This is a genomic window from Flavobacterium ustbae (assembly GCF_003946915.1).
Lineage (GTDB): Bacteria > Bacteroidota > Bacteroidia > Flavobacteriales > Flavobacteriaceae > Flavobacterium > Flavobacterium ustbae.
Genome location: NZ_RPOC01000022.1, coordinates 1 through 16,100, shown reverse-complemented (window position 1 = coordinate 16,100; position 16,100 = coordinate 1). Strand labels below are relative to the sequence as shown.

The following is a 16,100-nucleotide window of genomic DNA, read 5'->3' as shown; positions in this document are numbered from 1 at the left end:
TAACATATTAATGCCAAAATTTAAAAAAACGAGAAATAATATCATAAAAAAAGGCGGTAAATTTGATTACCGCCTTTTCTGTTATATTTTAACTGGAGAATGTTAAACCTTTGTTTTTGAAACTGATATAGAGTTCTTGTCTTGCTGAACTTATCGTTTCTTCGGTTCGGTAAATACTGCACCAAAACTTGATTAAAAGTTTATATTTTCCATCAGAAATAGAGCTATAGTATATTTGTGATGGTTTTGAATTGTTTACCAACGGAAGATTGGCAAGTGTTTCATTGACGATTGTATTAATTTCTTCCGGAACTGTTTCTCCGTTAATTTCAAAAGTAACTTCTACCAATTTGAAATTGTCTGTATAGGTCCAATTCGTAATATTTTGAGATAATAAATTACCGTTAGGAATAATAATTTCGGCACCGTTTGGAGCATTAATTTTAGTTGTTCGAAGTCCCATAGATTTTATACGGCCAGATTCTGAACTAATTTCGACCACATCACCAACCTGAATAGGTTTGTCAAAAATCAAGATAATACCCGATACAAAATTATTTACCACATTTTGAAGTCCAAGTCCGACACCAACTCCTAAAGCTCCTAAAAGAATACTCAGTTTGTCAAGAGGCATTCCTGAGGCTGCAACAGCCAGCAGATAACCACTTATTAAAACCACCAATCGGGTAATAAGCAATTTAGAATGCTGCCTTTTATTGATGTTTTCTTCGTTTTCATCGTCGATTTCACCAAAGAAATACGCTACATATTTTTGTAGCAAATGGGCAGCCCAAATAATAATAAAGAATAGAACAATATTACCCAGCGTAAACGTAATACTTCCAATCGTATTTGGATGGCTTAGTAGTTTTGTTAAAGAGGCTCGAACCGATTCCCAAATATTCAAATTTGAAGCAATCACTATTAGCCACATATAACTGATTGCAATAATGAAAGGTTTCTTTAATGTATAAGATAAGTTCTCGTAATCAAACATTTTTTCAATTCCTCTTTTTACTCTAGTGGTGTAAATTTGAAGTAGGATAATCTCTAAAATAATTTTCAAAAGCACACTTAAAGCAACAATTTGAGTAAGCGATATAAAAGCGGTAAGGCTTAACATATTAGAAAGAGAAACTCGTCCGAATAAATTATATAGAATAGATAAAATATTTAACCCAATAAAAATGATAGTTGCCCATTTAAAAAAGGCTTTTATATAAAGTTCTTCTTTAAGTGTTTTAATCTGAACTAATCCATAACGAATTCCCAAAATATTGATCGCTACAAACGCTAATCGCTGTAATAATCCGATGGTAATGAATAAGTCTAGAAAGCAAAGCGCAAAGAATAATCCTAATAGAAAAAGCCAGTTTCTCATAGCAACTCCAGACCACTGATCTTTGAAAAGCACAATTAAAACTCCTAGCAGGAAAAGCTGAATTAATTCTAAAAATAGGGCAGGAGCATACAAATTGGTAACTACAGCAATATTTAATGCAATAACGAGAACAGGCATTAAAACACCTCGATTTAAATATTTAAAGTTTAAGAGCTGCAGGTTTTCGGCATAACCGTTTGTTTTAAGATATTTGATGTTTCGAGAAATATACCAAAACAAAAGTCCCATAAAGAAACATAAGGTAATAAGTCCGCTAGCTTTGTAGCCTAGATAATAAGCCGCAACATTCTCTTCAATTATGATTTTTGCTTTTATATTATGCGTTACTTTTTTCTTGGCTGCAGAATCGCTTATCTGCCATAAAGAAGAATATTCTTTATTGAAAATATTGATTCCAGATTTTTCCAGTTTATCTTCAACGGCTACCAGAGCATTAGAAACCGAAATTTTACGCTGTACCGTAAGTCTCTTTTTGTTGTTTAAAGTAGTTTGGTTTTGAGTCATCAGACTATCAGTAGAGACGTATCTTTTTCTAAGATCTCCAAATTCTTTCTTAAACTGTTTACGACGAATAGTATCCTTTAGCAGCGTAATTAATGTTTTGTCTTTGCGAAGATCGATTACGCGTTTTTTTATGCTTTCAAGATTCAGATTTCGAGCATCAATTGATTTGTTCTGTTCTTCCAGTTCTTGCTCAATTTCTTGCAGTACAACGCGATACATAGACTGGTTTCGAACATTCGGATTTGCTCCTTTTAAACTAGCTAAAATTAAGTTTAGTTTACTTTCAGTACGTTTCATTTCGGCAAAGAGATGACGGGTATCACCTGCAAAATCAATATCATTATAAGCTGACTCTAGAACTTCTCCAGCTTTTTCAATAGCCATTAAATAGTCACTATCTGTGGCTGTAGTGTCATTAAATAGTTTGCCTCGGCTTTCTTTTTTGACCGTTTTTTGCTGTTGAGCATAATTAAGTTGCGAGAATAAAAGAAATAAAAATAGAGGAAAAAAATACAAAGTCTTTTTTTGAATCATAATTTAAGGGCTTATTTAGGGAAGCCAAATTTAATTTTTTTTGAAATACTTTCAGTTAAGAAAAATTAAATTTAAAAGAAATGCTATTTATTTTATTTCTAAGTTTTTATTTCAATTCTTCGGCAAAAAATTCCTTCTGAAAAAAGAACAAATAATTACATTTTTAAAATTCATTTTGCTAAAGAATCACACATACAATGATGATAAATAGTAAGATAGCGATTAGAATTAAGACCTTAATTGTAGAATGAATCGTTTTTTGCGTTTTTAAAAGCTCTTCGGTACTTATTTCGCTTGGTTTCCTTCCCTTCATTTTATATTTTTACTTTAGAATCAAAACAAATTTTAATCAAAAAACTTTCCAAAACAATAGGTCAATTTTTTTTGACTACCCGCAATAATTATGGAAGAAAAAGAAACTTGTCCAGCACAAAGACTACTTAAGATTTTATCTGGAAAATGGAAGGCTGAGATTTTTCGCCTAGCTGTAGAATCGCCTTTGCGGTTTAATAATTTGTTGCGTCAAATTCAGGGTTCAAACAAACAGTCTTTGGCTACAGCTTTGAAAGAACTGGAAGAAGAAGGGCTTTTGGAAAAAACAACAATCAAATTGAAGCCACTCCATATAGAATATTCTTTAACAGAAAAAGGAAAAGCTCTAATTCCAGTTTTTCGGCAATTAGAGGGACTTTCTTAATCTTCGAAAAAATAGGAAATAATTTTGTTCGTTATAGTTCAAAATCTAATCTGCTGAAATTGCATTTTTTTTTTAGCTAATGACAACCAACGACTAAAAATAATTATCTTTTAGGAAAATAAATCCAAAAAGTGGTTCCTTCTCCAGGTTTACTGCTGAAATTGATTATTCCGTTATGGTTTTCAATAATTCTTCGGCATAGCGCCAAACCAATACCATTTCCTCCATATTGATCACGCTCGTGAAGACGCTGAAACATATCAAAGATTCTATTAGAATATTTGCTGTCCATACCAATTCCGTTGTCAGAAATTGCAATTGTATCGTAATTTTCAGCTCCCATTGGCTTATTTTCGTCTATAGGAAGATCTTCGTAAGAAACCGTTACAGAAGGTTGGGTTGCATTAAATTTTAAAGCATTATTAATTAAATTGTAGAATAATTGGCGAAGCTGCGTTCCAAGTCCAGAAACCTTAGGAAGCGGATGTACACTAATTACGGCATCCTTTTCTTCTATAACCAGACTTAAATCACCCAAAACTTCAATCAGAATTTCATTCAGATCGACTTCTTCAAAATATTGTTCCTGATTATCAATTCTTGAATAATTGAGAACATCGGTAATTAAGTTGGATAATCTTCCAGCTGCCAGTGTTATTCGGTCAAAATAATATTTTTTCTTCTGGTCTTCGCTCAAATGCTCTCCGGCACGAGAAAGCATAATCATAATTTTTCTTAGAGGTTCTTGTAGATCATGACTGGCGATATACGCAAACTGCTCTAATTCTTTGTTTTTAAAACGAAGTTTTGAGTTGGCGCTCTCCAGTTCACGCTGAATAAGTTTTAGTTCGGTATTGTCTTTCAATGTCTCAACCATCATTTTCTGAGCATTGATATCGACAAAATAGACTAACCAGCTATTAAAGCTTCCGTTTTCGGTATTGTTTGGAATAATCGAAACCAAATGCCAAATGTAATTTGATCCGTTTTTTATTCTGGTTTCTCCCAAAAAATCAGATCTGTTTTGTTTGGCTCTATTCCAGCCTTCTAAAATAGAATCAATATCTTCTGGGTGAATAAAATTGATTAAAGTTTTACGGTCAAAAACTAATAAAGGCCTTTCTAAATAATTTTCTAAAGATTCGTTTACCAATAAAACATTATTTCGATCGCTAATCACACAGATTAAAATCGGAATTGTATTGGCTAACTGTTTGTATTTGTTTTCGCTTTCAGCCAATTTTTCTGAAAGCGCGATAAGTTCAATGTTTTTCTTTCTAATCTCATCATAAGGAGACAAAGGCGGCTCAAATTTGAAATAGTCAATCAGCGTTTTTATCTTCGCTTCTGAAAGAAGACTTGGCGATGAAATGGGCTGGCTTATTGTGGTAGTAGATTGATTATTAGAATATTTATAATCAATATGACCCGAAATTTTTGACGCATAATTGAATGCCTCAGGAGAAGAACTTTTTAAATCTTCTGTATCTGTAATTATGGCAATGATTTCTTTTTGAGTAGCTTTAATAATATTAACTCCCAAAACCAGCAGTGAATTTTTACCTTTAGCGATAGCGCATCTGGCCACTTCAGAGACTGCTGTAGAAAATCTTGTTTGAAATGAAGATGCCATGCCGCACATTTCGGCAATTTTCATACATCGTTTATGGGCCAATATCAAGTCCATTTCATTGTCAAGATTTATTTGTATAATCTCCTTCATACGCCTTAATTTATTTTTCCCACAAGAATTGTTGCATCATCTGTGCCTCTAACATTATCTTTATAAAGAGCCGATGCAATAATGCCGGGACTTTGTTTAAATACGCCGTTTAAATCATTTAAATTCCATCTAGTGCGTAATCCGTCGCTGTGCATTATTATAATCTGATGCTTTTTATAAGGCACAATAGTGTTATTTAAAGTTCGCGGAATGTTGTGGCCGATAATTCCGTTATAAGGAGTGTAGGTTTTGTTTTCTAACCCATTATAAATTCGGGTATTAATATTACCAATGCCGCAAATATTCCAGGATTCTGATTTGTAATCGACAGATGCTATTGTTGCAACTAATCCTCTTGTTTTTTTTACTTTAGAATGAATATCTTTCAGAATTTCTGTAGGATTGGTCTCGATAGTTTGCCTAAAAACTTTAATTGCAGCTTCGACTGCTTCGTTGGCACTTTCTCCGTGACCTAATCCATCGCCTACAAATATCTGAAAACCTTTGCTGTTTTGTTTTATATAATACCCATCTCCGCAAAGTTTTTCACTTGGATAATTGACAGCAATTGAAGTATAATTAAGTCCGCTTTTGAAAGGAATTAATTGTATTTCTGGTTTTTCACAGATTCTTACATATTGCACGCAGCCCCAATTTTTGATAGAGTAAATTTGAAAATCATTGCTAAGCCTTTTAATAGAGCCTAAACCATGTCCTAGTGTATTAGAAGAAGAATATCCATCATTCATAATTTTTGCAACATTATCAAAACCTACGCCTTTGTCTAGGCAGTAGATTTCGATTTCACTAAATTCTCCATTTAAATGTGCGCGGTAAAGCATTTCACCGCCATTTGCATATTTTATTAGATTAGAAGTAAGTTCAGCAACAATTATATCTGTTTCTGCAGCTCTATGTGGAGTAAAACCCAGTTGAAGGGCAAGATTGTGTATTTCTCTTTTTATAAAAGCAATGAGACTTCTGTCATCGATTTTATAAGTGGAAAACGTATTATCCATTTTTCCATTTTGTTATAGTAACGGTTGTGCCGTTTCCTAGTTCTGATTTAATGTCAAATTCATTGACAAGTCTTTTTGTTCCGGGCAAGCCTAATCCTAGACTTTTTCCTGTACTATAGCCGTCTTTCATAGCCAATTCAATATCGGCTATTCCCGGACCCTTATCAATAAAAGTAACACGTACGCCATTCTCTCTTCCTTTACTGACAGATTCGATAATGACTTTTCCGCCTCCGCCATATTTGAGCAGATTACGCACAAGTTCGCTAGTGGCAGTAATGAGTTTGGTCTGATTTAAAATACTCATTCCAATCTTTACGCCATATTCTTTAACGCGATTGCGTAACGGCACAACATCCTGTTCTCTTACAATAAGGGATTCTTCTTTGTTATTCGTTATCGTCGTCATACTCCAGCTCTTCGTTATCGCTTGTGTGCATTCTTGAGCGAAGTAAATCCATTCCTCTTTCTACATTTAGGGCACTTAAGACCCCATTTAGAGAAAGCCCTAGTTCAACCAATGTTATCGCAACTGCAGGCTGCATTCCAACAACGACGGTTTGTGCATCAAGTATTTTTGACATAACAGCGATGTTTCCTAATATGCGTCCCATAAAAGAGTCTATAATAGAAACGGCTGAGATGTCAATCAAGACACCTTTTGAACTATGTTTGCTAATGGTGTTTATTAAGTCTGATTCAAGATTTTCTGCCAGCTGATCATATAAATCTACCTGTATGGTTACAAGCAGAAAATCTCCCATTTTTAGTATAGGAATTCTTTCCATAAAAAAAACTTATAATCTTTATTCTACAATTTTCTTTCTTTTTACAACAGCTAACTGAAGCATATCGAAAGCTGTTTGTAATGCACTCGCAAGAGATGCTTTTGTGGTAATGCCACTAAGGTCGATTCCTAAATGTACTACCGTTTGTGCAATTTCTGGTCGAATACCACTAATGATGCATTCTGCTCCCATTAAACGTGTTGCACTCACTGTTTTAATAAGGTGCTGTGCCACTAGAGAATCTACGGCAGGAACACCCGAAATATCCAAAATAGCGATAGAACTACCAGTATCCACAATCTGCTGTAAAAGACTCTCCATTACTACTTGTGTACGAGAGCTATCTAGTGTTCCAATAATTGGTAAAGCAACAATACCTTCCCAAACTGTTATTACAGGAGTTGAAATTTCGCTGATTTCATCTACTTGTCTTGATATAATGTCTTCTCTTCCTCGCATAAATGCTTCAAAAGTCATAATCGTCATGTCATCTAAGATTGCATTTAATTTTAGATTAGCATCATAAAGTGTTGCAGGATCTGTGATTAACTCAGATAATATTTTAGAGCAAGCTTCTTTAAAAGAAATTAGGTACTGTGCATTTTCTCTTGGCGAAAACCCGCGTTTACCTCTTGAAGAAGAAATTCCAACAATCAGATCTTGAACTTTTTCAAATTCGTGCGTATCATTATCATCTGACTTAGCTAATGCGTTTAAAAATAGTGAAGCAAATTCTTTTGACTCTTCTTCTTCCATTGCACCATCGCCAGATCCGCTTTCTAAAAGAATTTGAGACCATATCGCTAATAATTTGTTTTCGTGCTCTTTTAACACGCCTAGTAAGTTGTTCTGCATTTTGCTGTAATTTGGATTTTTCTCTATCAAATATATAAATTTATTTCATAAAAGAAGAAAAGAATTATTAAAATCAATAAGAAATGAAAAGATATTTTTTACTTTTTTAAATGCGCTTATTATCTGTTGATTAGATTAATATATTTCAAATTTTAATTTAAATAATGCTTGCAATTATTTTAGGTAATTTAAATAAGTAAATAAATTCATATAGTTTTATAGACTTAAGTCTCTTTTCTATTTATTAAAACAACTTCATTTCCAGCAATAGCATAAACGATATGGTCTGTTTCTGGTCTTAAAATAAATTTTCCGGTAAATTCGCCAAACGCAGGCAAAATCATTTGATTGGATTTGTGAAAAAAACAGCGCAATTTTAAACTTTGCATTCCCAAACCACGCAGGGTGATTCCCGGATGAATATGTCCCGAAAAATTAAAAAGATTTTCTTTTTCTGTCGGATGATGTGTAAACAAAAAATTGCCAATTTCTATGACTTGTAAAACAGAAATTCCAATTTGATGATAATGTTTTTCATCAATAATATCGTGATTTCCAGCAACAAGAATTAATTGGCTTTTGCATTTTGTAACCCAGTTTTCAAATAAATTCCATTCCGTATTTTTAGCGCTATGAAATAAGTCTCCGAGAAAAATCACTTTTTCAGGGCAAAAATGTTCAATAACGTCAGTTAATCTTTTAAAGTTTTCTGCAACAGCATTTTGCGGAATTGCTATTCCGTGTTTTCTAAAATGAGATACTTTGCCCAAATGGACATCAGAAATAATTAAAATGTTTTGATCTTCCCAAAAAACTGCTCCGCTTGGATGAAGCGTAAAAGTTTCGTTTAATATTTGAATTTTCATAAGTGGTTATTTCAGGTAAGAAGCAGTCATTTTCTGGATTCTTTCGGCTAAGGTTTCACTCGATAATTTTTCTCTTAATCGATCTGTAATAATTGGGAAACTAAATGGTGTTGGCTTTACACATTGTTTCCAAATAATACTCTGATTGGCAATTCTTTCTAAAGCTAAAATTAAACGTCCTTCTTCCAATTGATGCTCAAATGTTTCACGATAAGCTTGGTGCAATAATAGATTATCGGGCTCAAAATCCCTAAAAACTTCAAATAATAATTGAGAACCGCTTTGCAAATGTTTGGTTTTTACCATTTTTCCTGGAAATCCTGTAAAAACTAATCCTGAGATTACCGCAATATCTCTAAATTTTCTTCTTGCCATTTCAGTCGAATTTAAGCTTTTCTGCAAATCATGATGAACATATTCGGTTGAAAAGAGATTATTGTCTAAAACGGCTTCTATATCTATTTCCTGATCCGAAAGCAATTCAAAACCATAATCATTATAAGCCAGAGAAAAAGTGATCGATTGTAACAAACTAATTCTGAAGGCCAATAGACTTGCCAGCGCTTCATGTACAAAACGGCCTTCAAAAGGATAAAAAATGGCATGATAGCCTTCTCGTGTTTTGAAAGTTTCAATCAAGAATTCGTCGGAACTTGGCACAATAGATTCTTTTCGCTGTCTTTGAAATAAAGGGTGTAAAGCTTTTAATTCTGGCGAAAGATTATCGGTATTGGCACGATATAATTCTTTTCGAAGCAATTCGCTCATTTGAGAAGAAAGTGCTAAACGTCCGCCCATCCAACTCGCTATTTTTGATTCTTTCTTAGGACTTGCCTTTTTAACCAAAACCTGCATATTTCTGATTTTGAATAATTCGAGTTTTTTTCCTGCGAAAATGAAAGTGTCGCCTGGCTTCAGTTTCGAAATAAACCATTCTTCAATCGTTCCAATATAACCGCCGCTCAGAAATTTGACATTCATAACAGCGTCTCCCACAATAGTGCCAATCTGCATTCTGTGATGCATGGCAATCATTCGACTATTAATTTTATAACAGCCGTTTTCGTCGATTTCTACTTTTTTAAATTCGTCATAAGCATGTAGACTTTGACTACCTTGTGTAATAAAATTTAAAATCCAGTTCCAGTTTTCTGATGTAATCGTTTGATAGCTAAAAGTGCCTTGAATTTCTTTATAAATTTCGTTAGGATAAAATCCGTCAGAAACCGCTAAAGTATTGAGATATTGAACTAAAACATCCCAACTGTTTAAATACGGAACACGATCTTCAATTACACTGTTCTCAACCGCTTTTTTTAAAGCCGAAGCTTCTATAAGTTCGATAGCGTGTGTAGCCAAAAAATAAATAACACTTTCTTTTCCAGGCTGATGTCCGCTTCGTCCGGCGCGCTGCATGAAACGAGCCACGCCTTTTGGTCCGCCAACTTGAATAATTGATTCTACAGGAGCAAAGTCAACTCCCAAATCTAGACTCGAAGTACAGACTACTACTTTTAATTCCTCATTTCGAATAGCATTTTCAACCCAAAGACGAGTTTCTCGGTCAATGCTTCCGTGATGCATCGCCATCTCTCCAGCAAATTCAGGATATTTTTCGAGCAATCGCTGATACCAGATTTCACAAGCCGAACGAACGTTTGTAAAAATCAATGTAGTTTTACTGGATTTGATAATTTTTGCCGCTTCATCAATTAAGTGCAATCCCATATGTCCGCGCCACGGATACGTATCCATTTTTTCGGGAATAATAGAAACCACTTTTATTTTTTTATGAATAACTGCTTTAATCAAAACAGAATTATTGAAAGCTTCAGAATCTACGCCAAGCAAAACTTCTTGTGCTTGCTGTAAATTGCCAATTGTAGCAGAAATTCCCCAAATGCGTAAATTTTTAGCAATTGTCTTTAATCTAGATAATGCCAATTCGATTTGCACGCCACGTTTTGTTCCAAGCAATTCGTGCCATTCATCAATTACAATCGAGCTGCAATTTTTGAAAGTATTTGCATAACCTTTGGAAGCCAAAAGCAATTGCAGACTTTCTGGAGTAGTAATTAATAAATCGGGCATTTTGCCTTTTTGTTTGGCTCTTTCTGCCGAAGAAGTATCACCTGTACGAATTCCGACTGTCATTGGAATATCCAAATCATTAAGAACTCTTTCTGCCGCTTGTTTTATTTCGACAGATAAAGAGCGAAGCGGTGTAATCCAAATGGCTTTTAAACCAGTATTATGTTTTGTTTTATAATTCGGATTTTCTTTAATATAATTTAAAATGATCGGAAGCCAAAGCGCATAGGTTTTCCCACTTCCAGTTGGGGCATTCAATAAGCCATTTTTTCCTTGCAGAAAAGCGGTCCACGTCTGAGTCTGAAACGGAAAAGGTTTCCATCCCTGACTTTTAAACCAATTATTGGCGATCGTAAATAACTCTTCTCTATTCATTTTTTATTTTTTTGTTTTGCCACGAAGGCGCTAAGGCTCGAAGTTTTTTTAAATCTCGCAAAGTCGCTGAGTCGCAAAGTTTTTTTGTTCATTTTTGTCATCCTGAGCGGAGTCGAAGGACACGCAAGTGCTCTACAAAGATTGGCGATTTTGATTGTGGAGTTTCTAACCTGTCCTTCGACTTCGCTCAGGAGGACAAGCGTACTATGTGCATTCAAACCAAGTGAAACGCCTTTTTATCAGCACCACGAAAACTATGTCTCTATGTGTTTAAAAATCCCCTAAACAATCATATTCTTTAAATCCTCAATAGAATTAGCCTCTTCAATTTTTTTATCATGCCTCCATCTTAAAATTCTAGGAAATCGGGTAGCAACACCACTTTTATGTCTTTTAGAAAGTGCAATTCCTTCAAAACCAATTTCAAAAACCAATTTTGGAGTCACACTTCTTACGGGGCCAAATCTTTCTAATGTATTTTTTTTGATAAAATCGTCTACCATTCTGAATTCAGCATCTGTTAAACCAGAATACGCCTTCGCGAAAGTGACGAGCTCGCGTTCGTTATTTTCGTTTTCCTGCCAAAGCGCAAAAGTGTAATCAGTAAATAGATTAGATCGTCTTCCGTGGCCGCGCATGGCGTAGGTGAGGACTGCATCTATCGTTAAAGGTTCGATTTTCCATTTCCACCAATCGCCTTTTTTTCTTCCAACCAAATACGGAGAATCTTTTCGTTTCAGCATTAAACCTTCGCTTTTCATTTCGCGAGATTTTAACCTTTCGTTTGCAATGTCTTCCCAAGTCGAAAAAGTAACCCTCTCAGAAAGCTGCAACGGAATATCTTTTCCTAATAGAGTGGTAAAAAGTTCTTCTAATAAATTACGACGTTCTTCGTAAGGAAGATTTCGAATATCATTTCCTTGCCATTCCAATAAATCGTAGGCTTTGATAATTACTGGCGTTTTCTTTAAAACAGAAGCAGAAACATTTTTTCGCCCAATTCTGGTTTGTAAATCATTAAAAGTGCCGATTTGATTTTCTATGAACGGAAGAATTTCACCGTCAATAACAGTTCCGTTTGGAATAATGCCTAGAAAAGAACTGAATTCGGGATATTTATCTGTTACTAACTCTTCACCACGGCTCCAGACATAAATTTCGTTGTCTCGAATTATGGTTTGCGAGCGTATGCCATCCCATTTATGTTCGGCGCTCCAATCTTCTGGATTTCCTAAATTTTCTAGTTCGCCTTCGATTGGATAAGCCAAATAAAAAGGATACGGTTTAGATAAATAATCGCTGCTTTTTTCGTCTAAAATTAATTCTTGAAACGTAACCGTATTCGGATTCCAGTCGCCCATTAATTTATAGGCCAGCGTGTCTTCATCAATATTTTCAGCTTTTGAAAGTGCTCTTGTCATCAGTTTCTGACTTAAACCAATTCTGAAACTGCCAGTGATTAATTTAGTGAAAACGAATCGTTCGTAATAATTCAAATTCAGCCAATTGGTCTGTAAATATTCTTTTTTCTCCGAATCTGTTTTCTTTTTCAAAGCAACTATTTCCTGCAAATATTCCGTCAGACTTTTATCGGAATGTTCTTTTGTGGTCGGAATAACAAGCGCAATGGTTTCGGCTAAATCGCCTACGATGTGATAGCTTTCTTCAAACAGCCAAAGCGGAATATTGGCGAGTTCGTTTGCCCATAAACGCAATAAAGTCGTATTAACTGGTCGGGGAGGGCGGCGATGCGAAAGTATAGCAATGGTCCAAACTTTGTCTTCATCGCTTGCTTTCAAGAAATAATTAGTCAGCGCATCAACTTTTACCGATGTTTTATTAGAACTATCTAAGGTTTTTATAAGTTCGGCAAAGTTTTTCATTTTGAGTTATGGGTTATGGGTTATTAGTTATGGGTTATTAGTTATGGGTTATTAGTTATGGGTTATTAGTTATGGGTTATTAGTTATGGGTTATTAGTTATGGGTTATTAGTTATGGGTTATTAGTTATGAGTTGTTAGTTGAATTCATAATTCATAATTTATTTTATAATTCATAATTCATCACTGTCATTCGTTTCTCCATCATATTGCGTGTGAGCTGTTCGGGCGTCGTAGCCTAATTCTCTGAGGTATCTGGAAAAAATATCCGAATATCCGTGGGTACAAATTACCTTTTCAGCGCCAGTTGCTTTTATGCTTTCTAATAATCCTGTCCAATCGCAGTGATCACTCAGCACAAAACCTCTGTCAACAGCTCGTCTGCGTCTTGCTCCGCGAAAAGCCATCCAGCCGCTTGCAGTTCCGGTTACAAATGGAGTCATCCTTCTAATCCAAGAACTTCCGTGTGCACTTGGAGGTGCAATGACAATATTACCCAACAAATCTTCTTTTTTAGTTTCGACAGTAACTCTGGTAGTCGGGGGCAATTCAATTTGCGGACGAACAATATTGGTCATGTTTTCAATCGCGCCATGCGTGTAGATTTGGCCAATACTTGGGTCAAGATATTTTAATAAGCGCTGTGCTTTTCCTAAAGAATAACCAAAAAGAACAGACGTTTTTCCTTCCGCACGATTTTCTGCCCACCAATTATTAATATCGGTCATTACATCGGTTTGCGGTTCCCATTTAAAAGCCGGAAGTCCAAAGGTGCATTCGGTTATAAAAGAATGGCATTTTACAACTTCATACGGAACTGAAATTCCGTCGTCTTCTGTTTTATAATCGCCAGTAAAAACCCAAATTTCGCCTTTATATTCCACTCTTATTTGAGCAGAACCAATAATATGTCCCGCAGGATGAAAAGAGAATTTTACTCCATTTATCGTAAAAGTTTCATTCCAGTTCTTGCCTGTAACATTTATTTCGCCAAGACGATATTTAATAATTGGAACATTGGAATAATGGGTGATATAATTTTCATGTCCCCATCGCGAGTGATCAGAGTGACCATGTGTAATAATTGCATTTTTGACTGGCCGCCATGGATCAAGATATACATCTGCTTGATGGCAGTAAATTCCTTTATCATTAAATTCTAGTAATGGCGGATTCATTCAATTAGATAATTAGAAAATTGGATAATGTGTCAATTTTTATGAGGTTGCTGCTATAATTAGATAGGCTATTAGTGATATGCTTAGTACAAATAGCATCATTGTAATAAAGGTAAGCATTGCGGTTGAATACTGATACCTTCCTGCTTTTAATAGTTTGATCGTGCGCGTGTAACGTAGATAAGACAACAAAATAGTTAATGCGCCAGCTATCAATAATCCAATTCCTAAGTAAATAGTGTAATTGCTATTTGGTGCAACAGTTTCGGCAATATATTTAGCAGGAAGCTGTTTTAGAAATAATGAAAATTTAACCGCTACAAATCCAAAAACCATTATTCCGATTCCAGTACGAATCCATGCTAATAAAGTTCTTTCATTAGACAAGTATTCGTTCATAATTTCCTGATCATTTTTTGGAGACATAGTAGTATGGCGATTTTTTAGTGTTCAAAATTTCTGTAAGGAGGACAATTATATTTATCATCTTCATGATCTAGATTATAGCTGTCATAAGGGTTTGTTTCATCATAGCTAGAAAAAGGAGTATTGTCTTCAGCCAGATTTAATCCGCTTTCTATGATTTCATAGGCATCATCAGAATCATAATCACATCTGTAATTTGTATCTGGATTTTGTCCCGAAGTAAATTCTTCATCCAATGCTTCATTTTCATGCGCAGTGTCAATGTGATCAGGTTTACTGCATTTAAAATCATTCATGTTTGCGGTGTATCGGCTGTTGGCATCTTTTTTCATGGCTACTTTTTTTAATTAGTAATTCTTTAAAAAAAATCTATATACAAATTTGAAAATTAGACGCTTAAAAAAATTATAGGATTTACTTTTAATCTTACATGATTCATTTATGAGGCTTATTTACGGTACTATTTATTTTATAAAACAGAAATATAATTCTGTAAAATAAGCACTTAAGTATTTTGCAACTTTGGCATATTAATAATTTAAAAAATTATAACATTATGGAAACTTCAAGAAAAGATTCGAAATCTGGAATGAAAGATTCTGGAAAAACTCAAAAATCAACCACTGGTTCTAGAGGAAAAGGCGCTACAAAATCTAACGATTCAAAAGGTAGAGCAAATCATTAATTATTTTTAGTTTATAAAAGAAACTAAATAATAAAAGCGTGCTGTTTAAATGTAGACAGCACGCTTTTAGGTTTTAATAATAAGAAAGTTTATTTTAAAACTTCTTGAATTGTTTTTACAAAAGTTTCAATAGGCTGCGCACCCGAAACTGCATATTTACGATCAAATACAAAGAAAGGAACACCTTGAACGCCAATTTCGGCTGCTTCTTTAATATCTGCCTGAACTTCTTTAATAAACAGATTTTCGCTTTCTAAAACTTCTCTAATTTCGTTTTCTTCTAAACCAGCTTGAACTCCTAATTTAATTAAAGTTGGACCATCGTTTAAATCTTGTCCGTCAGTAAAATAAGCCTTAAAGAAAATTTCCTCCATTCGATCGCCCATATTCTTAGTTTTCGCCAATTGAATGATTCTATGTGCATTTAAAGAATTCGAGATAACGGCTTTGTCAAAATTATAATCTAAACCAACGCTTTTAGCTCGTTCTGCAACGTTTTTATGTATTTCTTTAGATTGTTCAACCGATATGCCTTTTCTTTCTGCTAAGAATGTATAAACGTCTGTGTCTGGCTGTGAAGTGATCGTTGGATCAAGCTGAAAGCTTTTCCATTCAATTTCAAATTCATCATTAGGAAATACCGCAAGCGCAGTTTCCAATTGTCTTTTTCCGATATAACAAAACGGACACATGATGTCCGACCAAATTTCTATTTTCATATTGTAAAGATAAGAATTTTGTTTGTTTTGTTTCAGGTTTCAAGTTTCATGTTCTTAGCTTGTGTGTTTTTAACCGCAAAGCACGCAAGGATTTTTATTTTCTATTAGAAACATAGCCCACGGTTTCAACCGTGGGAACGTTTTAATAATCACAAATATCCTTAGCAATTTATAAAATCTGCCTACCCACGGTTGAAACCGTGGGCTATGTTAGACATTGATTGTGTAAAAAAACAACTTTGCGAACTCCTATGTTTGCATAGTTATAAAATCAATCTTTCAAATACCTATATTTGGATATAATAAAGTGAAAAGGATGAGAGTCGATTCGCGGCTAAATGACTCATGAAGTACATT

General features: G+C 34.5%; 15 protein-coding genes. 2 read left to right on the top strand and 13 right to left on the bottom strand.

Annotation, left to right across the window (positions count from 1 at the left end; all coding sequences use genetic code 11):
* Positions 1-88: 88 nt before the first annotated feature.
* Complete coding sequence (locus EG814_RS19140; RefSeq protein ID WP_164515348.1) at positions 89-2,440, bottom strand: mechanosensitive ion channel family protein; 2,352 nt, start codon at positions 2,438-2,440, stop codon at positions 89-91.
* A gap of 403 nt (positions 2,441-2,843) precedes the next feature.
* Between EG814_RS19140 and EG814_RS19135 the strand changes: the two genes are divergently transcribed.
* Positions 2,844-3,137, top strand: coding sequence for a winged helix-turn-helix transcriptional regulator (locus tag EG814_RS19135; protein ID WP_125723482.1), 294 nt, complete (start codon positions 2,844-2,846; stop codon positions 3,135-3,137).
* A gap of 103 nt (positions 3,138-3,240) precedes the next feature.
* Here the strand turns inward: EG814_RS19135 and EG814_RS19130 are convergent, their stop codons facing one another.
* From EG814_RS19130 to EG814_RS19080, 11 genes are all read right to left on the bottom strand, one after another.
* Entirely contained in the window at positions 3,241-4,860 is a 1,620-nt protein-coding gene (locus tag EG814_RS19130) for a sensor histidine kinase (RefSeq protein ID WP_125723481.1), read from the bottom strand.
* A 5-nt stretch (positions 4,861-4,865) separates the two neighbouring features.
* Positions 4,866-5,879 (bottom strand): SpoIIE family protein phosphatase, encoded by a 1,014-nt coding sequence (locus tag EG814_RS19125; RefSeq protein ID WP_125723480.1) that lies wholly within the window; start codon positions 5,877-5,879, stop codon positions 4,866-4,868.
* Positions 5,872-6,288, bottom strand: coding sequence for an anti-sigma regulatory factor (locus EG814_RS19120; protein WP_125723479.1), 417 nt, complete (start codon positions 6,286-6,288; stop codon positions 5,872-5,874). Before EG814_RS19120 ends, EG814_RS19125 begins: the two co-directional genes overlap by 8 nt.
* Positions 6,269-6,667, bottom strand: a complete 399-nt coding sequence (locus tag EG814_RS19115) for an STAS domain-containing protein (protein ID WP_125723478.1) — start codon at positions 6,665-6,667, stop codon at positions 6,269-6,271. Before EG814_RS19115 ends, EG814_RS19120 begins: the two co-directional genes overlap by 20 nt.
* Positions 6,668-6,685: 18 nt before the next feature.
* Positions 6,686-7,522: an STAS domain-containing protein gene (locus tag EG814_RS19110; protein WP_125723477.1), complete on the bottom strand. Its 837-nt coding sequence runs from the start codon at positions 7,520-7,522 to the stop codon at positions 6,686-6,688.
* Positions 7,523-7,746: 224 nt separating this feature from the next.
* The gene (gene pdeM, locus EG814_RS19105) at positions 7,747-8,388 is read right to left on the bottom strand and encodes a ligase-associated DNA damage response endonuclease PdeM (RefSeq protein ID WP_125723476.1); all 642 of its coding nucleotides are present in this window, start codon (positions 8,386-8,388) and stop codon (positions 7,747-7,749) included.
* 6 nt (positions 8,389-8,394) lie between these two features.
* Entirely contained in the window at positions 8,395-10,854 is a 2,460-nt protein-coding gene (locus EG814_RS19100; protein WP_125723475.1) for a ligase-associated DNA damage response DEXH box helicase, read from the bottom strand.
* Between the two features lie 281 nt (positions 10,855-11,135).
* Positions 11,136-12,737, bottom strand: coding sequence for an ATP-dependent DNA ligase (locus EG814_RS19095; protein WP_125723474.1), 1,602 nt, complete (start codon positions 12,735-12,737; stop codon positions 11,136-11,138).
* Between the two features lie 171 nt (positions 12,738-12,908).
* Positions 12,909-13,913, bottom strand: a complete 1,005-nt coding sequence (locus EG814_RS19090) for a ligase-associated DNA damage response exonuclease (protein WP_125723473.1) — start codon at positions 13,911-13,913, stop codon at positions 12,909-12,911.
* Positions 13,914-13,952: 39 nt separating this feature from the next.
* Positions 13,953-14,339 (bottom strand): YidH family protein, encoded by a 387-nt coding sequence (locus EG814_RS19085; protein WP_125723472.1) that lies wholly within the window; start codon positions 14,337-14,339, stop codon positions 13,953-13,955.
* A 17-nt stretch (positions 14,340-14,356) separates the two neighbouring features.
* The gene (locus EG814_RS19080) at positions 14,357-14,671 is read right to left on the bottom strand and encodes a hypothetical protein (protein ID WP_125723471.1); all 315 of its coding nucleotides are present in this window, start codon (positions 14,669-14,671) and stop codon (positions 14,357-14,359) included.
* Positions 14,672-14,895: 224 nt separating this feature from the next.
* Between EG814_RS19080 and EG814_RS21275 the strand changes: the two genes are divergently transcribed.
* Complete coding sequence (locus EG814_RS21275; protein WP_262700887.1) at positions 14,896-15,024, top strand: hypothetical protein; 129 nt, start codon at positions 14,896-14,898, stop codon at positions 15,022-15,024.
* Between the two features lie 89 nt (positions 15,025-15,113).
* Here the strand turns inward: EG814_RS21275 and EG814_RS19075 are convergent, their stop codons facing one another.
* On the bottom strand, positions 15,114-15,743 hold the full coding sequence (locus EG814_RS19075) for a DsbA family oxidoreductase (protein WP_125723470.1): 630 nt from the start codon (positions 15,741-15,743) through the stop codon (positions 15,114-15,116).
* Positions 15,744-16,100: the final 357 nt, after the last annotated feature.